Annotated in this window: 3 protein-coding genes; all 3 read right to left on the reverse strand. The window is 53.7% G+C overall.

Annotated features, from left to right (window positions below; all coding sequences use genetic code 11):
- Positions 1-17: 17 nt before the first annotated feature.
- The 3 genes from N7E60_RS11620 to N7E60_RS11630 all read right to left on the reverse strand — a co-directional run bounded on the left by N7E60_RS11620 (position 18) and on the right by N7E60_RS11630 (position 24,283).
- Positions 18-1,409 (reverse strand): HlyD family type I secretion periplasmic adaptor subunit, encoded by a 1,392-nt coding sequence (locus tag N7E60_RS11620; RefSeq protein WP_269598581.1) that lies wholly within the window; start codon positions 1,407-1,409, stop codon positions 18-20.
- The gene (locus N7E60_RS11625; RefSeq protein WP_069589141.1) at positions 1,409-3,574 is read right to left on the reverse strand and encodes a type I secretion system permease/ATPase; all 2,166 of its coding nucleotides are present in this window, start codon (positions 3,572-3,574) and stop codon (positions 1,409-1,411) included. The genes N7E60_RS11620 and N7E60_RS11625 overlap by 1 nt, the downstream gene beginning before the upstream one ends.
- Before the next feature lie 63 nt (positions 3,575-3,637).
- On the reverse strand, positions 3,638-24,283 hold the full coding sequence (locus N7E60_RS11630) for an Ig-like domain-containing protein (protein ID WP_269597552.1): 20,646 nt from the start codon (positions 24,281-24,283) through the stop codon (positions 3,638-3,640).
- Between the last annotated feature and the right edge of the window lie 83 nt (positions 24,284-24,366).

Below are 24,366 nucleotides of genomic sequence, written 5' to 3' on the forward strand. Positions count from 1 at the left end.
GTTTCTCCTATTTTTAATTAGCGCTCGCGGAGCGCATTTTCTTTTGCTCGCAGTATCGGGTTAAGTAAGTACTCAATCACCGTCCGCTTGCCGGTTATAATATCCACTGACGTTAACATGCCTGGTATGATGGGCATGGGTGTCCCATCTTTCTTAGTGAGATGGGAAGAATCCGTGCGTATTCTCACTAAGTAAAAACTGTTGCCTTCTTCATCTTGCGTTGTATCGGCGCTAATGTGCTCGACAGTCCCTTCCAATCCGCCGTAACGGGTAAAATCATAGGCTGTGACTTTCACGACAGCAGGTAAGCCGGGATGCAAAAAGGCGATATCTTTGGGCAAGATTTTCACCTCTACCAACAATTGGTCTTCGGTGGGGACAATTTCAATCACGTCTTCACCGGGTTGCACCACACCACCGAGGGTATTGATGTGCACTGTCTTTACCGTGCCGTTCACCGGAGAGGTGATCACCGCTTTATCCACTTTGTCTTGCGCACCAACGGTCGCTTCCGTCAACCGAGACAACCTTGCTTCCACTTCACTCAGCTTGCCACGTGTTTCACTGATAAACTGAAGCGCGGCCTCTCGTCGCTTTAGTATGGCCTCATCCAACGCCGCTTTGATTTTCGGTCGGGACAGCTTCAGGTTTGTTAACTCACCTTCCATATCATTGATCTGTCTCTGGAGTTTGAGAAGTTCCACTTCTGAGACAATGCGCTTTTCGACCAGTGGGCGTGTGATATTGATCTCACGCTGCATGATTGTCATGCTGTTATTGAGTGTTTTTATCTTTGAAGCGACTTCTTGAAGCTCTTGGCCTTTTTGGACAATCTGACGCGCTTGTATCTCTAGCTGGTTACTCAAGCTATCTAATCGGCTGCGATATTCAGACTTTTGGCGAGCCACCAAATTGGGTTTTCGGCTAGTGAGGGTATCGGGGAAAGTGATCGTTCTGGGTTCAATCACAATTTGCTGTTGCCAAGGCTGGCTGGCGGGCAACAGTGATACGCTATCGAGTTCGTGATACATCCTAGTCACCGCCGCACGAAGGCTATCCACTTCTTGCTCTTGTTGGGCAAGATCTGAGCGGAATCGGGTATCATCAATTCGAGCCAACGGCATGCCCTTCTCGACGAGCTGGCCTTCATCAACGAACATGGCCTGAAGGATCCCTCCATCCAAGCTTTGAATCAGCTGAACATGAGACGACGGGATCACTTTACCACTGCCACGAGTGACGCGATCCAATTCAGCAAAAGACGCCCAAACGATAAAACTCGCGACCAACAGGAGTGCTCCCCATACCACTGCGCGATAACGCAATGGTGCATCTGTCATCATCGCACCATAAACATCATCGATCATATCTAGATCTGTATGACGGTCTTTTTTAATTAACCGCTTGATCATGATGCATTTCCTTTATTGAGCTTACTGAGCACCTGATCTCTGGGTCCATCCATGACCACGCGCCCTTTATCCATCACAATCACACGCTTAGCCAGTTTGAGCAGCGCCATATTATGCGTCACCATGATCAGTGTTCGTCCACGCGCCGCCACTTGCATGGCTTTAATGAACTGGTTTTCGGCATGGGCATCTAGGCTTGCGGTCGGCTCATCCATGATCAACATCGGTGGCTCATTGAGCAGAGCTCTTGCTAAGGAGACCGCTTGGCGTTGACCTCGGGACAGCCGCTCGCCTCGCTCACCGACTTGTTTGTCTAGCCCTTCATGATCTTGGGCGGTAAATAAGCTCACACCAGAAAGCTGCACAGCACGCATCAATTGGTGTTCGGTCACTTGCCGCGTACCAAACATTATGTTTTCACGGATAGTGCCATGAAACAGGGCCACATCCTGTGCGAGATACCCAACGTTTCGACGCAGATCAGCGGGGTGTATTTGCCGGCTATCGACCCCGTCAAAGCGCAAGCTCCCTTGCTGCGGCTGAAATAGGCCAGCTAATAGTTTGAGTAAGGTGGTTTTCCCTGAGCCGTTTTTGCCCAAAATCGCAATGACTTCCCCTGGCTGAACACGGAAGTTTAATGGATAGAGCGCTGGACGTTCTGATTCAGGGTAATTAAACGCCAAGTTGTCAGCACTGATCTCACCTTTTAAGCGTTTGCGACTAACTAGATGGCCTTTTTCTGCAAACTCATCTTCTTGCTCCATCATGGCATTAAGCTGACGAAGCGAGGAACTGGTTTGATTCCAGCGACTGAGCAGGCTCGCCATCTGTGCCATCGGCGACACGGCGCGGCTTGAAAGCATCACCGCAGCAATAATTCCGCCCATGGAAATATCACCATCAGCGACACGATACACCCCTAAAATCACCACCGCGATAGCCATCATTTGGGTCACAAATGTCGCGGTATAAGAGATGTTGTTGGTGATTTGCTTAACTTTAAAGTTCCAGTTAGCCGTATGTGCAGTCATTTGTTGCCAGCTACGCTGCACAATACCTTCAGCAACATTAGACTTAATCCCTTCTAACGCCGAGAGGCTTTCGATTAAGTGTCCGTGTCGCTCTGATGCATACTTGTTGCTCTCTTCGATGGCCGCTTTTAGTTTGGGCTGAACCGAAATGGTGTAAGCCAATATGATAAAGCCCGCAAGCACAGGCACTATCGCTAAATCCCCCGCAACGAGATAAATCACCGTAATAAAAAATACTGCAAAGGGAAGATCGACAAGCGTGGTTATCGTGGCTGAGGTCAACATATCTCGCACAGCATCAAACTCACCCAGCTGTTTTGCGGTTGCCCCCACACTGGCTCCTCGATTGACCAAAGGGGTTCCCATCAGCCGCGCAAATAAACGAGATGACACAATGATGTCGACCTTTTTTCCTGCGACATCAATCATGTAAGAGCGAAGTTTTCGCATTAAAAAGTCAAAACAATACGCTAGCGTCGCACCGCTTGCGAGCACCCACAGTGACTCAAACGCAAGGTTAGGAACCACTTTGTCATAGACATTCATGACAAATAAAGGAGAGACAAGCGCGAAAAGGTTTACCAAAATGGAGGCTAATAACGCATCTCGATAGATAGGTGCTGCGTCTTTTACCGTCTGCCAAAACCAGTGGATCTTGGTGTCGTGCAAATGCAGATCCACAGATTGATCACCGCGGTACTGACGTTTTATCAGAAAACAGTAACCAACATACATGGCCTCAAGCGCCTCAAGCGCAATGGTCTCTTCCCCTGCATTTTCAGGCAGTTGAATAAGTGCCGTGCCCGCATCACTATCTATTTCACGCAATACACAGGCTTTTTGGTCAGAGAGCAACAGGACACAGGGCAACAAGAGCGCGCCGACATTATCCAGATTACGTCGAGACAACCGAGCAGCCAGACCCGCTCGACCCGCTGCTTGTGGAAACATGTCTGGGGTAAGCAAGGCATTAGTCATCGGTAAGCCCGCGACCAAAGCATCACCAGAGCAAGGGGTGCCATAGTGCTCAGTCAATAACACTAAGCAATCAAGCAAAGGATCGTCTGTAGGTTGCTCACCGGGCGCAATTCGCCATTGTGCAGTTTGACTATTGTTAGAAGGGTCAGTCACTTACGTCTCTCTTTTGACCGAAAATGAGCAGGCAGCGACATGATAGCCGCTGCCTGGTAGGGATTACCAGTCGGTATTGTCGACTTTTATCTCTAAGTCTAGATTACTCCCGATAGAAAGATCAGCGTGATCATCCCCTCTCGTTAATGTGAGCTCTCCTGCTTGACCGTCGATCAATGTATTAATCACCACCTCTTGTTGGCCATTCGTTGTAACAATACTTAAGCTCTCAATATCGATTTGCTGATCAATGTGACTATCGCCATCCGCATCAATTCCAATGGTTAATGTTCCTTCTTGCTCACCATTACTCATGGTTTGCCAAGAAATGGACACCTGACCATCTTTAATAAGTTGCGTTAAGTCTTCAACAAATTCCAAGGTGTCTTGTGAGCTACCTTGATTATCGAAGTCAACAATCACATCGGTTTCAGCGGCATCACCGTTAGCGGATGATGGTATATCATCCAATGACCATTGGAACTTATCACTACCAGTCCCTCCGATAAGGGTATCTTCACCTCGCCCACCAATGAGGGTGTCATCTCCACCTTGACCATAGAGGATATCGTCACCGTCTCCACCTTTGAGGACATCATCGCCTCCGCGAGTATCACCATCGACATTAAACAACGCGTGGTTGTCTTTAATGTACTGATACAGCTCGATATCAGAAGGCGCTGCGCCATTTTTCATTTCAAGGAATGTAGTCAACGCGTCCACGCCCGATCCATCTGGTAGCGACTCAGGCCGTGTCAGACCATTTTCATCCCAAGGTAGATTGTCAGTGTTAATGGTATCGCCAAAGAGAATATCGTCTCCAGCATTACCGATTACCTCATCATCGCCAACAGGGAGTACATTGATCTCTCTGGCGCCTTCATCCAGTGCCGCACTCAGATCATCGGCTGTATTAACGATCTCAACATCTCCAGTTGGCGCAGTTACTGTCTGCCCCCAATTATCACTCCATGTACCTGAGCCAGACACATTGGTATTGTCAAAAAATCTGAGGGTATCAGCATTGACACCATCTCCTATACCAATTGCACGCATTGACGACAAACTCGATAGCGTCTCGAATGACTTAACAGCATCATTGAGATCGTGGTAGTCCATTACTGATCCGTCATCCCACCATGGACTGCTATTTGAGAGCGTCGGCTCTCCATCGGTCAAGAAGAAAGACAAGTTTTCACTGTTTGCATCTGAGTGCGTATTAAACCATGAAGACGCCTTATCAAAAGCAGCTTCATAGTTAGTTCCTCCGTCAGATTGAAGAGAGTCTATAACGCTATCAACGTACCAACTTTGCTGCCTCTCACTCAGCTGAGTAAAGTTATCGATATTGATTTTTAAACTTGCTGATGAGTCAAAGTCTACCAATGCCAGATTGATCGTGCCTGGATGTTCAGAAATACTCTCCAACATCGACTTCAACGACGTTTTCAACACATCAAGTCTCGATGCAGAACTTCCCGACTCTAATGCAAACCCCATACTGGCTGACGTATCAACAATCAACGCAATATTGTAGTTTGTTGGCTCGGTTGAGTTAACTTCCACCCCACCAATATCACCAAGCAACACATCATCGCCTGAGCCGCCCTCAACCGTGTTATCACCATTAGGATTGTTAGGTGGAATCACTGCGATCCCTGGTTGCGTGGTGGCATACTCAGGTAAATCGACAGGATTGCCGTTTTCATCAACTTCTGTCGCACCAACAGTCACGGATAAATCAGGCGCACTTCCTTCAGGCAACTCAAGCGTGACAGAGAAACCAGCATCTGAGCCTGGGTTAGGCTGCAGTGCATCAATCGGCACTTGCCAATCACCTGAACCAAGCTGCTCTCCCCCCGAAACACTGCCGCCTTCCGGGATTCCCGATATAATCACTGATGTAATTTGTTCAGAGCCGTCGCTATCGTTTAGTGAAACATCCACATCTAGCTGCACAATGTCTGCAACTTTGCTCAATTCACCATCGTCAACGACATACTTACCATCCGCAAAATAGACAGTTTCGATACTGTATAGATCATGACTAGCATTTCGCGTGTGGTCATCTTGGTAAACCAAGCGAACCGCATCGCTAAAACCGCGAAAAGTCTCTATTTGATAATCGTCACGGTTTCCTTGGAGATAGACAGTGTCATCACCATTTCCTCCATAATAAGCCGTTGAGGCAGCACTCGCATTTCGTGATACAAAGACATCATCACCATCATTTCCACGCAACGCATATGAACCATCGCCAGTACCACCAACAATAAGATCATCGCCATTGCCCGTATTTACATCAACAGCACCTGAACTACTATCATCAACGCTAACTATTTGATCATACTGGTCAGATGAACCACCATTATGCTGTTCTGCGTAATCGATAATCTCATTTGCCGAGTGGTTATCGCCTGAATACGACAACGAAGCAGAGACCGACAAACCATTCGAGATCGGCAACACAAACAGTGGGATACTCTCTGTAGTGGTTGCCGTATCATTATTCCCCTCTTCTGTACTGGTTGCCGTTACTTTAAGATTGACCTCACCTTCATACTGCTCAGGCATCGAGATAGAAAGATTAGACAAGTCCCACCCTTTGATAGAGATAGAGCCATTTTCGACAATCACTTCCTGATTACCATCGGACAATGTCGATCCCGCAGGAATATCATCTAACGTGAGAGTCAGCTTCTCAGAGCCATCTTGATCTACTAGGCTGGCATTGATGACAGGTAGCTTAATCGGCTCACCCGCCTGCCCTTCTCCTGGTTCATTGAGGGTGTAATAACCACCGTCTCCATTACCGTGATACCCCTTAACACCTAAGCCACCATCTTCCAACGCATCGGCATTTGGCGCGAGATTAAAATTGCTCGCGTTTAGGTCAATAGCCGCGCCATTATCTACGGCGACTTCAATGTCAAAGCCACCCGGGCCATTTTGGTTGTGGGTATAAACGTCTAACGAATAGTAGCCACTTTCTGATGGCGTGAACTCGCCGCTGAATCGGCCGCTTCCACTGACGCCACCTGGGGAGGTTCCTTGAGTGCCATATCGTCCCTCAGCAATCACTTCGCCACCAATGACGATGGCAGCACTATCATCCGCATACCCTCCGAAGCTGTAGCGTTTACCTGCCTCTAGGTAAATCAGCCCTGAAGTCAGCATCGCCTGACCTGCGTCTAATCCAGATCCGGTATTAACAGCGACATCTTCGGTTGTCGATGTAGCGTCTGCTTCCCCAGCACTGTTAACCGCACTCACTAGAGCTTCAGAATCAACGCCCTGGCCATCGCCATTAGGCGTACCAACGTCAACTGAACCCCACGTTGAGACATTAAGGTTCGTGGATACAAAGTCCAGCTCAAGCGTACCAAGTGATAACTCAGGCGCATCAGCCACCGGCGTCACACTAATATTGAGTGTCGCTTGCGTGGTATCACCATACTCATCTTGAACGACGTAGGTGATAGCCGGTACGTCACCACTCCAATGCTCTACCGGCGTAAAGGTATAATCACCATCCCCGCCAATGGTAATTTCACCGACATCAGCGATCGTGGCTGACTCACCAGCGGCGTGGGTTTGACCATTAATGGTGAAGGTGGTGACTGTGAGGCCGCCCTCTTCATCTGAATCATTGGTAAGCACATTGCCACTCTGTGGAGTGTCTTCTGCACCTGAAGCGGTATCGTCTACTGCAATTGGCGCGTCGTTCACCAAGGTCACACTTGGATCGTAGCTGGCCGCTTCGCCATCCACTGTGCCGTCATTTGGCGTCAACGTGAACGCTGGCAACTCTTGACCACCGTTCACCAGTGCCGCACCCGCTTCGGTCAAGACAACGTTGCCATTGCCATCCAACGCGTAGTTCGTTGTATCACTGAGTGTCACGCTGACCGTGTCACCTTCTTCATCGCTGGTGGTGTAAGACGCAACCACATCGTCCGCAGACGCTTGCTCTTCGGTGAAGTTGTTAGTGGCAGTGATGGTGATTTCCGGCGCGTCGTTCACCAAGGTCACACTTGGATCGTAGCTGGCCGCTTCGCCATCCACTGTGCCGTCATTTGGCGTCAACGTGAACGCTGGCAACTCTTGACCACCGTTCACCAGTGCCGCACCCGCTTCGGTCAAGACAACGTTGCCATTGCCATCCAACGCGTAGTTCGTTGTATCACTGAGTGTCACGCTGACCGTGTCACCTTCTTCATCGCTGGTGGTGTAAGACGCAACCACATCGTCCGCAGACGCTTGCTCTTCGGTGAAGTTGTTAGTGGCAGTGATGGTGATTTCCGGCGCGTCGTTCACCAAGGTCACACTTGGATCGTAGCTGGCCGCTTCGCCATCCACTGTGCCGTCATTTGGCGTCAACGTGAACGCTGGCAACTCTTGACCACCGTTCACCAGTGCCGCACCCGCTTCGGTCAAGACAACGTTGCCATTGCCATCCAACGCGTAGTTCGTTGTATCACTGAGTGTCACGCTGACCGTGTCACCTTCTTCATCGCTGGTGGTGTAAGACGCAACCACATCGTCCGCAGACGCTTGCTCTTCGGTGAAGTTGTTAGTGGCAGTGATGGTGATTTCCGGCGCGTCGTTCACCAAGGTCACACTTGGATCGTAGCTGGCCGCTTCGCCATCCACTGTGCCGTCATTTGGCGTCAACGTGAACGCTGGCAACTCTTGACCACCGTTCACCAGTGCCGCACCCGCTTCGGTCAAGACAACGTTGCCATTGCCATCCAACGCGTAGTTCGTTGTATCACTGAGTGTCACGCTGACCGTGTCACCTTCTTCATCGCTGGTGGTGTAAGACGCAACCACATCGTCCGCAGACGCTTGCTCTTCGGTGAAGTTGTTAGTGGCAGTGATGGTGATTTCCGGCGCGTCGTTCACCAAGGTCACACTTGGATCGTAGCTGGCCGCTTCGCCATCCACTGTGCCGTCATTTGGCGTCAACGTGAACGCTGGCAACTCTTGACCACCGTTCACCAGTGCCGCACCCGCTTCGGTCAAGACAACGTTGCCATTGCCATCCAACGCGTAGTTCGTTGTATCACTGAGTGTCACGCTGACCGTGTCACCTTCTTCATCGCTGGTGGTGTAAGACGCAACCACATCGTCCGCAGACGCTTGCTCTTCGGTGAAGTTGTTAGTGGCAGTGATGGTGATTTCCGGCGCGTCGTTCACCAAGGTCACACTTGGATCGTAGCTGGCCGCTTCGCCATCCACTGTGCCGTCATTTGGCGTCAACGTGAACGCTGGCAACTCTTGACCACCGTTCACCAGTGCCGCACCCGCTTCGGTCAAGACAACGTTGCCATTGCCATCCAACGCGTAGTTCGTTGTATCACTGAGTGTCACGCTGACCGTGTCACCTTCTTCATCGCTGGTGGTGTAAGACGCAACCACATCGTCCGCAGACGCTTGCTCTTCGGTGAAGTTGTTAGTGGCAGTGATGGTGATTTCCGGCGCGTCGTTCACCAAGGTCACACTTGGATCGTAGCTGGCCGCTTCGCCATCCACTGTGCCGTCATTTGGCGTCAACGTGAACGCTGGCAACTCTTGACCACCGTTCACCAGTGCCGCACCCGCTTCGGTCAAGACAACGTTGCCATTGCCATCCAACGCGTAGTTCGTTGTATCACTGAGTGTCACGCTGACCGTGTCACCTTCTTCATCGCTGGTGGTGTAAGACGCAACCACATCGTCCGCAGACGCTTGCTCTTCGGTGAAGTTGTTAGTGGCAGTGATGGTGATTTCCGGCGCGTCGTTCACCAAGGTCACACTTGGATCGTAGCTGGCCGCTTCGCCATCCACTGTGCCGTCATTTGGCGTCAACGTGAACGCTGGCAACTCTTGACCACCGTTCACCAGTGCCGCACCCGCTTCGGTCAAGACAACGTTGCCATTGCCATCCAACGCGTAGTTCGTTGTATCACTGAGTGTCACGCTGACCGTGTCACCTTCTTCATCGCTGGTGGTGTAAGACGCAACCACATCGTCCGCAGACGCTTGCTCTTCGGTGAAGTTGTTAGTGGCAGTGATGGTGATTTCCGGCGCGTCGTTCACCAAGGTCACACTTGGATCGTAGCTGGCCGCTTCGCCATCCACTGTGCCGTCATTTGGCGTCAACGTGAACGCTGGCAACTCTTGACCACCGTTCACCAGTGCCGCACCCGCTTCGGTCAAGACAACGTTGCCATTGCCATCCAACGCGTAGTTCGTTGTATCACTGAGTGTCACGCTGACCGTGTCACCTTCTTCATCGCTGGTGGTGTAAGACGCAACCACATCGTCCGCAGACGCTTGCTCTTCGGTGAAGTTGTTAGTGGCAGTGATGGTGATTTCCGGCGCGTCGTTCACCAAGGTCACACTTGGATCGTAGCTGGCCGCTTCGCCATCCACTGTGCCGTCATTTGGCGTCAACGTGAACGCTGGCAACTCTTGACCACCGTTCACCAGTGCCGCACCCGCTTCGGTCAAGACAACGTTGCCATTGCCATCCAACGCGTAGTTCGTTGTATCACTGAGTGTCACGCTGACCGTGTCACCTTCTTCATCGCTGGTGGTGTAAGACGCAACCACATCGTCCGCAGACGCTTGCTCTTCGGTGAAGTTGTTAGTGGCAGTGATGGTGATTTCCGGCGCGTCGTTCACCAAGGTCACACTTGGATCGTAGCTGGCCGCTTCGCCATCCACTGTGCCGTCATTTGGCGTCAACGTGAACGCTGGCAACTCTTGACCACCGTTCACCAGTGCCGCACCCGCTTCGGTCAAGACAACGTTGCCATTGCCATCCAACGCGTAGTTCGTTGTATCACTGAGTGTCACGCTGACCGTGTCACCTTCTTCATCGCTGGTGGTGTAAGACGCAACCACATCGTCCGCAGACGCTTGCTCTTCGGTGAAGTTGTTAGTGGCAGTGATGGTGATTTCCGGCGCGTCGTTCACCAAGGTCACACTTGGATCGTAGCTGGCCGCTTCGCCATCCACTGTGCCGTCATTTGGCGTCAACGTGAACGCTGGCAACTCTTGACCACCGTTCACCAGTGCCGCACCCGCTTCGGTCAAGACAACGTTGCCATTGCCATCCAACGCGTAGTTCGTTGTATCACTGAGTGTCACGCTGACCGTGTCACCTTCTTCATCGCTGGTGGTGTAAGACGCAACCACATCGTCCGCAGACGCTTGCTCTTCGGTGAAGTTGTTAGTGGCAGTGATGGTGATTTCCGGCGCGTCGTTCACCAAGGTCACACTTGGATCGTAGCTGGCCGCTTCGCCATCCACTGTGCCGTCATTTGGCGTCAACGTGAACGCTGGCAACTCTTGACCACCGTTCACCAGTGCCGCACCCGCTTCGGTCAAGACAACGTTGCCATTGCCATCCAACGCGTAGTTCGTTGTATCACTGAGTGTCACGCTGACCGTGTCACCTTCTTCATCGCTGGTGGTGTAAGACGCAACCACATCGTCCGCAGACGCTTGCTCTTCGGTGAAGTTGTTAGTGGCAGTGATGGTGATTTCCGGCGCGTCGTTCACCAAGGTCACACTTGGATCGTAGCTGGCCGCTTCGCCATCCACTGTGCCGTCATTTGGCGTCAACGTGAACGCTGGCAACTCTTGACCACCGTTCACCAGTGCCGCACCCGCTTCGGTCAAGACAACGTTGCCATTGCCATCCAACGCGTAGTTCGTTGTATCACTGAGTGTCACGCTGACCGTGTCACCTTCTTCATCGCTGGTGGTGTAAGACGCAACCACATCGTCCGCAGACGCTTGCTCTTCGGTGAAGTTGTTAGTGGCAGTGATGGTGATTTCCGGCGCGTCGTTCACCAAGGTCACACTTGGATCGTAGCTGGCCGCTTCGCCATCCACTGTGCCGTCATTTGGCGTCAACGTGAACGCTGGCAACTCTTGACCACCGTTCACCAGTGCCGCACCCGCTTCGGTCAAGACAACGTTGCCATTGCCATCCAACGCGTAGTTCGTTGTATCACTGAGTGTCACGCTGACCGTGTCACCTTCTTCATCGCTGGTGGTGTAAGACGCAACCACATCGTCCGCAGACGCTTGCTCTTCGGTGAAGTTGTTAGTGGCAGTGATGGTGATTTCCGGCGCGTCGTTCACCAAGGTCACACTTGGATCGTAGCTGGCCGCTTCGCCATCCACTGTGCCGTCATTTGGCGTCAACGTGAACGCTGGCAACTCTTGACCACCGTTCACCAGTGCCGCACCCGCTTCGGTCAAGACAACGTTGCCATTGCCATCCAACGCGTAGTTCGTTGTATCACTGAGTGTCACGCTGACCGTGTCACCTTCTTCATCGCTGGTGGTGTAAGACGCAACCACATCGTCCGCAGACGCTTGCTCTTCGGTGAAGTTGTTAGTGGCAGTGATGGTGATTTCCGGCGCGTCGTTCACCAAGGTCACACTTGGATCGTAGCTGGCCGCTTCGCCATCCACTGTGCCGTCATTTGGCGTCAACGTGAACGCTGGCAACTCTTGACCACCGTTCACCAGTGCCGCACCCGCTTCGGTCAAGACAACGTTGCCATTGCCATCCAACGCGTAGTTCGTTGTATCACTGAGTGTCACGCTGACCGTGTCACCTTCTTCATCGCTGGTGGTGTAAGACGCAACCACATCGTCCGCAGACGCTTGCTCTTCGGTGAAGTTGTTAGTGGCAGTGATGGTGATTTCCGGCGCGTCGTTCACCAAGGTCACACTTGGATCGTAGCTGGCCGCTTCGCCATCCACTGTGCCGTCATTTGGCGTCAACGTGAACGCTGGCAACTCTTGACCACCGTTCACCAGTGCCGCACCCGCTTCGGTCAAGACAACGTTGCCATTGCCATCCAACGCGTAGTTCGTTGTATCACTGAGTGTCACGCTGACCGTGTCACCTTCTTCATCGCTGGTGGTGTAAGACGCAACCACATCGTCCGCAGACGCTTGCTCTTCGGTGAAGTTGTTAGTGGCAGTGATGGTGATTTCCGGCGCGTCGTTCACCAAGGTCACACTTGGATCGTAGCTGGCCGCTTCGCCATCCACTGTGCCGTCATTTGGCGTCAACGTGAACGCTGGCAACTCTTGACCACCGTTCACCAGTGCCGCACCCGCTTCGGTCAAGACAACGTTGCCATTGCCATCCAACGCGTAGTTCGTTGTATCACTGAGTGTCACGCTGACCGTGTCACCTTCTTCATCGCTGGTGGTGTAAGACGCAACCACATCGTCCGCAGACGCTTGCTCTTCGGTGAAGTTGTTAGTGGCAGTGATGGTGATTTCCGGCGCGTCGTTCACCAAGGTCACACTTGGATCGTAGCTGGCCGCTTCGCCATCCACTGTGCCGTCATTTGGCGTCAACGTGAACGCTGGCAACTCTTGACCACCGTTCACCAGTGCCGCACCCGCTTCGGTCAAGACAACGTTGCCATTGCCATCCAACGCGTAGTTCGTTGTATCACTGAGTGTCACGCTGACCGTGTCACCTTCTTCATCGCTGGTGGTGTAAGACGCAACCACATCGTCCGCAGACGCTTGCTCTTCGGTGAAGTTGTTAGTGGCAGTGATGGTGATTTCCGGCGCGTCGTTCACCAAGGTCACACTTGGATCGTAGCTGGCCGCTTCGCCATCCACTGTGCCGTCATTTGGCGTCAACGTGAACGCTGGCAACTCTTGACCACCGTTCACCAGTGCCGCACCCGCTTCGGTCAAGACAACGTTGCCATTGCCATCCAACGCGTAGTTCGTTGTATCACTGAGTGTCACGCTGACCGTGTCACCTTCTTCATCGCTGGTGGTGTAAGACGCAACCACATCGTCCGCAGACGCTTGCTCTTCGGTGAAGTTGTTAGTGGCAGTGATGGTGATTTCCGGCGCGTCGTTCACCAAGGTCACACTTGGATCGTAGCTGGCCGCTTCGCCATCCACTGTGCCGTCATTTGGCGTCAACGTGAACGCTGGCAACTCTTGACCACCGTTCACCAGTGCCGCACCCGCTTCGGTCAAGACAACGTTGCCATTGCCATCCAACGCGTAGTTCGTTGTATCACTGAGTGTCACGCTGACCGTGTCACCTTCTTCATCGCTGGTGGTGTAAGACGCAACCACATCGTCCGCAGACGCTTGCTCTTCGGTGAAGTTGTTAGTGGCAGTGATGGTGATTTCCGGCGCGTCGTTCACCAAGGTCACACTTGGATCGTAGCTGGCCGCTTCGCCATCCACTGTGCCGTCATTTGGCGTCAACGTGAACGCTGGCAACTCTTGACCACCGTTCACCAGTGCCGCACCCGCTTCGGTCAAGACAACGTTGCCATTGCCATCCAACGCGTAGTTCGTTGTATCACTGAGTGTCACGCTGACCGTGTCACCTTCTTCATCGCTGGTGGTGTAAGACGCAACCACATCGTCCGCAGACGCTTGCTCTTCGGTGAAGTTGTTAGTGGCAGTGATGGTGATTTCCGGCGCGTCGTTCACCAAGGTCACACTTGGATCGTAGCTGGCCGCTTCGCCATCCACTGTGCCGTCATTTGGCGTCAACGTGAACGCTGGCAACTCTTGACCACCGTTCACCAGTGCCGCACCCGCTTCGGTCAAGACAACGTTGCCATTGCCATCCAACGCGTAGTTCGTTGTATCACTGAGTGTCACGCTGACCGTGTCACCTTCTTCATCGCTGGTGGTGTAAGACGCAACCACATCGTCCGCAGACGCTTGCTCTTCGGTGAAGTTGTTAGTGGCAGTGATGGTGATTTCCGGCGCGTCGTTCACCAAGGTCACACTTGGATCGTAGCTGGCCGCTTCGCCATCCACTGTGCCGTCATTTGGCGTCAACGTGAACGCTGGCAACTCTTGACCACCGTTCACCAGTGCCGCACCCGCTTCGGTCAAGACAACGTTGCCATTGCCATCCAACGCGTAGTTCGTTGTATCACTGAGTGTCACGCTGACCGTGTCACCTTCTTCATCGCTGGTGGTGTAAGACGCAACCACATCGTCCGCAGACGCTTGCTCTTCGGTGAAGTTGTTAGTGGCAGTGATGGTGATTTCCGGCGCGTCGTTCACCAAGGTCACACTTGGATCGTAGCTGGCCGCTTCGCCATCCACTGTGCCGTCATTTGGCGTCAACGTGAACGCTGGCAACTCTTGACCACCGTTCACCAGTGCCGCACCCGCTTCGGTCAAGACAACGTTGCCATTGCCATCCAACGCGTAGTTCGTTGTATCACTGAGTGTCACGCTGACCGTGTCACCTTCTTCATCGCTGGTGGTGTAAGACGCAACCACATCGTCCGCAGACGCTTGCTCTTCGGTGAAGTTGTTAGTGGCAGTGATGGTGATTTCCGGCGCGTCGTTCACCAAGGTCACACTTGGATCGTAGCTGGCCGCTTCGCCATCCACTGTGCCGTCATTTGGCGTCAACGTGAACGCTGGCAACTCTTGACCACCGTTCACCAGTGCCGCACCCGCTTCGGTCAAGACAACGTTGCCATTGCCATCCAACGCGTAGTTCGTTGTATCACTGAGTGTCACGCTGACCGTGTCACCTTCTTCATCGCTGGTGGTGTAAGACGCAACCACATCGTCCGCAGACGCTTGCTCTTCGGTGAAGTTGTTAGTGGCAGTGATGGTGATTTCCGGCGCGTCGTTCACCAAGGTCACACTTGGATCGTAGCTGGCCGCTTCGCCATCCACTGTGCCGTCATTTGGCGTCAACGTGAACGCTGGCAACTCTTGACCACCGTTCACCAGTGCCGCACCCGCTTCGGTCAAGACAACGTTGCCATTGCCATCCAACGCGTAGTTCGTTGTATCACTGAGTGTCACGCTGACCGTGTCACCTTCTTCATCGCTGGTGGTGTAAGACGCAACCACATCGTCCGCAGACGCTTGCTCTTCGGTGAAGTTGTTAGTGGCAGTGATGGTGATTTCCGGCGCGTCGTTCACCAAGGTCACACTTGGATCGTAGCTGGCCGCTTCGCCATCCACTGTGCCGTCATTTGGCGTCAACGTGAACGCTGGCAACTCTTGACCACCGTTCACCAGTGCCGCACCCGCTTCGGTCAAGACAACGTTGCCATTGCCATCCAACGCGTAGTTCGTTGTATCACTGAGTGTCACGCTGACCGTGTCACCTTCTTCATCGCTGGTGGTGTAAGACGCAACCACATCGTCCGCAGACGCTTGCTCTTCGGTGAAGTTGTTAGTGGCAGTGATGGTGATTTCCGGCGCGTCGTTCACCAAGGTCACACTTGGATCGTAGCTGGCCGCTTCGCCATCCACTGTGCCGTCATTTGGCGTCAACGTGAACGCTGGCAACTCTTGACCACCGTTCACCAGTGCCGCACCCGCTTCGGTCAAGACAACGTTGCCATTGCCATCCAACGCGTAGTTCGTTGTATCACTGAGTGTCACGCTGACCGTGTCACCTTCTTCATCGCTGGTGGTGTAAGACGCAACCACATCGTCCGCAGACGCTTGCTCTTCGGTGAAGTTGTTAGTGGCAGTGATGGTGATTTCCGGCGCGTCGTTCACCAAGGTCACACTTGGATCGTAGCTGGCCGCTTCGCCATCCACTGTGCCGTCATTTGGCGTCAACGTGAACGCTGGCAACTCTTGACCACCGTTCACCAGTGCCGCACCCGCTTCGGTCAAGACAACGTTGCCATTGCCATCCAACGCGTAGTTCGTTGTATCACTGAGTGTCACGCTGACCGTGTCACCTTCTTCATCGCTGGTGGTGTAAGACGCAACCACATCGTCCGCAGACGCTTGCTCTTCGGTGAAGTTGTTAGTGGCAGTGATGGTGATTTCCGGCGCGTCGTTCACCAAGGTCACACTTGGATCGTAGCTGGCCGCTTCGCCATCCACTGTGCCGTCATTTGGCGTCAACGTGAACGCTGGCAACTCTTGACCACCGTTCACCAGTGCCGCACCCGCTTCGGTCAAGACAACGTTGCCATTGCCATCCAACGCGTAGTTCGTTGTATCACTGAGTGTCACGCTGACCGTGTCACCTTCTTCATCGCTGGTGGTGTAAGACGCAACCACATCGTCCGCAGACGCTTGCTCTTCGGTGAAGTTGTTAGTGGCAGTGATGGTGATTTCCGGCGCGTCGTTCACCAAGGTCACACTTGGATCGTAGCTGGCCGCTTCGCCATCCACTGTGCCGTCATTTGGCGTCAACGTGAACGCTGGCAACTCTTGACCACCGTTCACCAGTGCCGCACCCGCTTCGGTCAAGACAACGTTGCCATTGCCATCCAACGCGTAGTTCGTTGTATCACTGAGTGTCACGCTGACCGTGTCACCTTCTTCATCGCTGGTGGTGTAAGACGCAACCACATCGTCCGCAGACGCTTGCTCTTCGGTGAAGTTGTTAGTGGCAGTGATGGTGATTTCCGGCGCGTCGTTCACCAAGGTCACACTTGGATCGTAGCTGGCCGCTTCGCCATCCACTGTGCCGTCATTTGGCGTCAACGTGAACGCTGGCAACTCTTGACCACCGTTCACCAGTGCCGCACCCGCTTCGGTCAAGACAACGTTGCCATTGCCATCCAACGCGTAGTTCGTTGTATCACTGAGTGTCACGCTGACCGTGTCACCTTCTTCATCGCTGGTGGTGTAAGACGCAACCACATCGTCCGCAGACGCTTGCTCTTCGGTGAAGTTGTTAGTGGCAGTGATGGTGATTTCCGGCGCGTCGTTCACCAAGGTCACACTTGGATCGTAGCTGGCCGCTTCGCCATCCACTGTGCCGTCATTTGGCGTCAACGTGAACGCTGGCAACTCTTGACCACCGTTCACCAGTGCCGCACCCGCTTCGGTCAAGACAACGTTGCCATTGCCATCCAACGCGTAGTTCGTTGTATCACTGAGTGTCACGCTGACCGTGTCACCTTCTTCATCGCTGGTGGTGTAAGACGCAACCACATCGTCCGCAGACGCTTGCTCTTCGGTGAAGTTGTTAGTGGCAGTGATGGTGATTTCCGGCGCGTCGTTCACCAAGGTCACACTTGGATCGTAGCTGGCCGCTTCGCCATCCACTGTGCCGTCATTTGGCGTCAACGTGAACGCTGGCAACTCTTGACCACCGTTCACCAGTGCCGCACCCGCTTCGGTCAAGACAACGTTGCCATTGCCATCCAACGCGTAGTTCGTTGTATCACTGAGTGTCACGCTGACCGTGTCACCTTCTTCATCGCTGGTGGTGTAAGACGCAACCACATCGTCCGCAGACGCTTGCTCTTCGGTGAAGTTGTTAGTGGCAGTGATGGTGATTTCCGGCGCGTCGTTCACCAAGGTCACACTTGGATCGTAGCTGGCCGCTTCGCCATCCACTGTGCCGTCATTTGGCGTCAACGTGAACGCTGGCAACTCTTGACCACCGTTCACCAGTGCCGCACCCGCTTCGGTCAAGACAACGTTGCCATTGCCATCCAACGCGTAGTTCGTTGTATCACTGAGTGTCACGCTGACCGTGTCACCTTCTTCATCGCTGGTGGTGTAAGACGCAACCACATCGTCCGCAGACGCTTGCTCTTCGGTGAAGTTGTTAGTGGCAGTGATGGTGATTTCCGGCGCGTCGTTCACCAAGGTCACACTTGGATCGTAGCTGGCCGCTTCGCCATCCACTGTGCCGTCATTTGGCGTCAACGTGAACGCTGGCAACTCTTGACCACCGTTCACCAGTGCCGCACCCGCTTCGGTCAAGACAACGTTGCCATTGCCATCCAACGCGTAGTTCGTTGTATCACTGAGTGTCACGCTGACCGTGTCACCTTCTTCATCGCTGGTGGTGTAAGACGCAACCACATCGTCCGCAGACGCTTGCTCTTCGGTGAAGTTGTTAGTGGCAGTGATGGTGATTTCCGGCGCGTCGTTCACCAAGGTCACACTTGGATCGTAGCTGGCCGCTTCGCCATCCACTGTGCCGTCATTTGGCGTCAACGTGAACGCTGGCAACTCTTGACCACCGTTCACCAGTGCCGCACCCGCTTCGGTCAAGACAACGTTGCCATTGCCATCCAACGCGTAGTTCGTTGTATCACTGAGTGTCACGCTGACCGTGTCACCTTCTTCATCGCTGGTGGTGTAAGACGCAACCACATCGTCCGCAGACGCTTGCTCTTCGGTGAAGTTGTTAGTGGCAGTGATGGTGATTTCCGGCGCGTCGTTCACCAAGGTCACACTTGGATCGTAGCTGGCCGCTTCGCCATCCACTGTGCCGTCATTTGGCGTCAACGTGAACGCTGGCAACTCTTGACCACCGTTCACCAGTGCCGCACCCGCTTCGGTCAAGACAACGTTGCCATTGCCATCCAACGCGTAGTTCGTTGTATCACTGAGTGTCACGCTGACCGTGTCACCTTCTTCATCGCTGGTGGTGTAAGACGCAACCACATCGTCCGCAGACGCTTGCTCTTCGGTGAAGTTGTTAGTGGCAGTGATGGTGATTTCCGGCGCGTCGTTCACCAAGGTCACACTTGGATCGTAGCTGGCCGCTTCGCCATCCACTGTGCCGTCATTTGGCGTCAACGTGAACGCTGGCAACTCTTGACCACCGTTCACCAGTGCCGCACCCGCTTCGGTCAAGACAACGTTGCCATTGCCATCCAACGCGTAGTTCGTTGTATCACTGAGTGTCACGCTGACCGTGTCACCTTCTTCATCGCTGGTGGTGTAAGACGCAACCACATCGTCCGCAGACGCTTGCTCTTCGGTGAAGTTGTTAGTGGCAGTGATGGTGATTTCCGGCGCGTCGTTCACCAAGGTCACACTTGGATCGTAGCTGGCCGCTTCGCCATCCACTGTGCCGTCATTTGGCGTCAACGTGAACGCTGGCAACTCTTGACCACCGTTCACCAGTGCCGCACCCGCTTCGGTCAAGACAACGTTGCCATTGCCATCCAACGCGTAGTTCGTTGTATCACTGAGTGTCACGCTGACCGTGTCACCTTCTTCATCGCTGGTGGTGTAAGACGCAACCACATCGTCCGCAGACGCTTGCTCTTCGGTGAAGTTGTTAGTGGCAGTGATGGTGATTTCCGGCGCGTCGTTCACCAAGGTCACACTTGGATCGTAGCTGGCCGCTTCGCCATCCACTGTGCCGTCATTTGGCGTCAACGTGAACGCTGGCAACTCTTGACCACCGTTCACCAGTGCCGCACCCGCTTCGGTCAAGACAACGTTGCCATTGCCATCCAACGCGTAGTTCGTTGTATCACTGAGTGTCACGCTGACCGTGTCACCTTCTTCATCGCTGGTGGTGTAAGACGCAACCACATCGTCCGCAGACGCTTGCTCTTCGGTGAAGTTGTTAGTGGCAGTGATGGTGATTTCCGGCGCGTCGTTCACCAAGGTCACACTTGGATCGTAGCTGGCCGCTTCGCCATCCACTGTGCCGTCATTTGGCGTCAACGTGAACGCTGGCAACTCTTGACCACCGTTCACCAGTGCCGCACCCGCTTCGGTCAAGACAACGTTGCCATTGCCATCCAACGCGTAGTTCGTTGTATCACTGAGTGTCACGCTGACCGTGTCACCTTCTTCATCGCTGGTGGTGTAAGACGCAACCACATCGTCCGCAGACGCTTGCTCTTCGGTGAAGTTGTTAGTGGCAGTGATGGTGATTTCCGGCGCGTCGTTCACCAAGGTCACACTTGGATCGTAGCTGGCCGCTTCGCCATCCACTGTGCCGTCATTTGGCGTCAACGTGAACGCTGGCAACTCTTGACCACCGTTCACCAGTGCCGCACCCGCTTCGGTCAAGACAACGTTGCCATTGCCATCCAACGCGTAGTTCGTTGTATCACTGAGTGTCACGCTGACCGTGTCACCTTCTTCATCGCTGGTGGTGTAAGACGCAACCACATCGTCCGCAGACGCTTGCTCTTCGGTGAAGTTGTTAGTGGCAGTGATGGTGATTTCCGGCGCGTCGTTCACCAAGGTCACACTTGGATCGTAGCTGGCCGCTTCGCCATCCACTGTGCCGTCATTTGGCGTCAACGTGAACGCTGGCAACTCTTGACCACCGTTCACCAGTGCCGCACCCGCTTCGGTCAAGACAACGTTGCCATTGCCATCCAACGCGTAGTTCGTTGTATCACTGAGTGTCACGCTGACCGTGTCACCTTCTTCATCGCTGGTGGTGTAAGACGCAACCACATCGTCCGCAGACGCTTGCTCTTCGGTGAAGTTGTTAGTGGCAGTGATGGTGATTTCCGGCGCGTCGTTCACCAAGGTCACACTTGGATCGTAGCTGGCCGCTTCGCCATCCACTGTGCCGTCATTTGGCGTCAACGTGAACGCTGGCAACTCTTGACCACCGTTCACCAGTGCCGCACCCGCTTCGGTCAAGACAACGTTGCCATTGCCATCCAACGCGTAGTTCGTTGTATCACTGAGTGTCACGCTGACCGTGTCACCTTCTTCATCGCTGGTGGTGTAAGACGCAACCACATCGTCCGCAGACGCTTGCTCTTCGGTGAAGTTGTTAGTGGCAGTGATGGTGATTTCCGGCGCGTCGTTCACCAAGGTCACACTTGGATCGTAGCTGGCCGCTTCGCCATCCACTGTGCCGTCATTTGGCGTCAACGTGAACGCTGGCAACTCTTGACCACCGTTCACCAGTGCCGCACCCGCTTCGGTCAAGACAACGTTGCCATTGCCATCCAACGCGTAGTTCGTTGTATCACTGAGTGTCACGCTGACCGTGTCACCTTCTTCATCGCTGGTGGTGTAAGACGCAACCACATCGTCCGCAGACGCTTGCTCTTCGGTGAAGTTGTTAGTGGCAGTGATGGTGATTTCCGGCGCGTCGTTCACCAAGGTCACACTTGGATCGTAGCTGGCCGCTTCGCCATCCACTGTGCCGTCATTTGGCGTCAACGTGAACGCTGGCAACTCTTGACCACCGTTCACCAGTGCCGCACCCGCTTCGGTCAAGACAACGTTGCCATTGCCATCCAACGCGTAGTTCGTTGTATCACTGAGTGTCACGCTGACCGTGTCACCTTCTTCATCGCTGGTGGTGTAAGACGCAACCACATCGTCCGCAGACGCTTGCTCTTCGGTGAAGTTGTTAGTGGCAGTGATGGTGATTTCCGGCGCGTCGTTCACCAAGGTCACACTTGGATCGTAGCTGGCCGCTTCGCCATCCACTGTGCCGTCATTTGGCGTCAACGTGAACGCTGGCAACTCTTGACCACCGTTCACCAGTGCCGCACCCGCTTCGGTCAAGACAACGTTGCCATTGCCATCCAACGCGTAGTTCGTTGTATCACTGAGTGTCACGCTGACCGTGTCACCTTCTTCATCGCTGGTGGTGTAAGACGCAACCACATCGTCCGCAGACGCTTGCTCTTCGGTGAAGTTGTTAGTGGCAGTGATGGTGATTTCCGGCGCGTCGTTCACCAAGGTCACACTTGGATCGTAGCTGGCCGCTTCGCCATCCACTGTGCCGTCATTTGGCGTCAACGTGAACGCTGGCAACTCTTGACCACCGTTCACCAGTGCCGCACCCGCTTCGGTCAAGACAACGTTGCCATTGCCATCCAACGCGTAGTTCGTTGTATCACTGAGTGTCACGCTGACCGTGTCACCTTCTTCATCGCTGGTGGTGTAAGACGCAACCACATCGTCCGCAGACGCTTGCTCTTCGGTGAAGTTGTTAGTGGCAGTGATGGTGATTTCCGGCGCGTCGTTCACCAAGGTCACACTTGGATCGTAGCTGGCCGCTTCGCCATCCACTGTGCCGTCATTTGGCGTCAACGTGAACGCTGGCAACTCTTGACCACCGTTCACCAGTGCCGCACCCGCTTCGGTCAAGACAACGTTGCCATTGCCATCCAACGCGTAGTTCGTTGTATCACTGAGTGTCACGCTGACCGTGTCACCTTCTTCATCGCTGGTGGTGTAAGACGCAACCACATCGTCCGCAGACGCTTGCTCTTCGGTGAAGTTGTTAGTGGCAGTGATGGTGATTTCCGGCGCGTCGTTCACCAAGGTCACACTTGGATCGTAGCTGGCCGCTTCGCCATCCACTGTGCCGTCATTTGGCGTCAACGTGAACGCTGGCAACTCTTGACCACCGTTCACCAGTGCCGCACCCGCTTCGGTCAAGACAACGTTGCCATTGCCATCCAACGCGTAGTTCGTTGTATCACTGAGTGTCACGCTGACCGTGTCACCTTCTTCATCGCTGGTGGTGTAAGACGCAACCACATCGTCCGCAGACGCTTGCTCTTCGGTGAAGTTGTTAGTGGCAGTGATGGTGATTTCCGGCGCGTCGTTTTGTGCCGCATACGTTGGCGTTGCGCTGTCAGAAGCGGTCGCATTGTCGCTATCGGTCGCCGTTAGGCTCACCGCTGGCAAGGTCTCGCCCGCATTGATCGCGTCTACACCATCTTGCGTCAACACCACGTCGGTGCCATCTATCGCGTAGTAACCGTCATCATTGCTGCCTGGCGTGAAGTCCACGCTTGGCGTGCCGTCTTCTTCGTCACTGGCGCTGAAGGTGGCTACGACGGTGTCGGTGTCGGCGTCGTTTTCATTGAACTGAGCCGCCGCCGTCACCTCGATCACTGGGCCAACAAAATGAACAGACGCCCCGGTGCTCTCTACCGTATTACCCGCGTCATCCGACGAGCTCACGACCACCTCGAACTCGGTGTCCGCGACCAGGTCGCTGCCGGCCACGTCCACGCTCCACTCGCCGTTTTCATCCACGGTGGTGGTGTACTCGGTACCATTGATGGTCATGGTCACCACATCGCCTTCGCTGATGTCGCCACCTATCGCCGTACCGGTCACCGCGATGGGCTCGCCTGCTTCTTGCGCGTTGATCACGTCATCGCTGGTGATGTTATCTACGCTGACCGTGCCGGCGTCTGCGCTAGTATCAATTTCCGCACTATCACTGCCCGGTGCGGAGGTGTTACCGGAGGTGTCGGTAATGGTAGCGTCTACGGTAAGGGTTTCACCGTCTGCGGGAGTATCAGGGAGGGTCACGATGACAGAGCCGTCGGTAATATTGCCGTCTGTCAGGGTGAAGGTTTGTCCATTCACCGTTAATACATCGCCTGGATTAGCGTTAGTACCCGTTAAATCGATAGAGACACGAATACCATCGCCAATTTCTTGGCTGCTAATCACACCGTCATTGTTTGCGTCATTGAGGATGGTCACACCTGGCGCGTTGGGTGCCGTTGCATCAACGAAGCGTCCAAAGCCGTCTTCTTGGTTAGTGCCAATCGCACCTGCGTTGTTAGCAATCGAGTCAGAGTCAAATCCAGAGCTTGCGATGGTCTCGCTTCCATCACGCGCAATGTTCACATAGCTCCACGAGCCACTTCCGGTCGCGTCTTGCCCCGCAGCCGTCGCCTGATCTTCTTGAATGGTGATCTCGCCTTCACCGTCAAGGATTTGCTGCTGAATGTCTGCGATTTCGTCTTGGACGTCTTGTGGTAATGCGTCAAAAAGAGAGTCCGACGATTCACTCTGCGGTTCAATCATAAGCTGTGTCCCGTCACTCAAGGTAATAACAGTGTCACTGCTATCCGGCAAGCCAAGCTGGGTTCCCGACGGGAGCGTAGCCCCTTCGCTGAGTGTGGTCAGTTCACCATTGACTAAAACACGGCCACTGCCTTGAATTGTGTCGATTGTAACGTTGCGAGAGAGCGAGATTGATTTCATAGTACGAGACTCTTTAACCGAGAAAAGTGTGAGACGCATTCAAAATATCTATTGCCTCAGATTATCTAAGCATATAGACATAG

Origin of the sequence: Salinivibrio proteolyticus (assembly GCF_027286365.1) — a bacterium.
GTDB classification, from domain to species: Bacteria; Pseudomonadota; Gammaproteobacteria; order Enterobacterales; family Vibrionaceae; genus Salinivibrio; species Salinivibrio proteolyticus.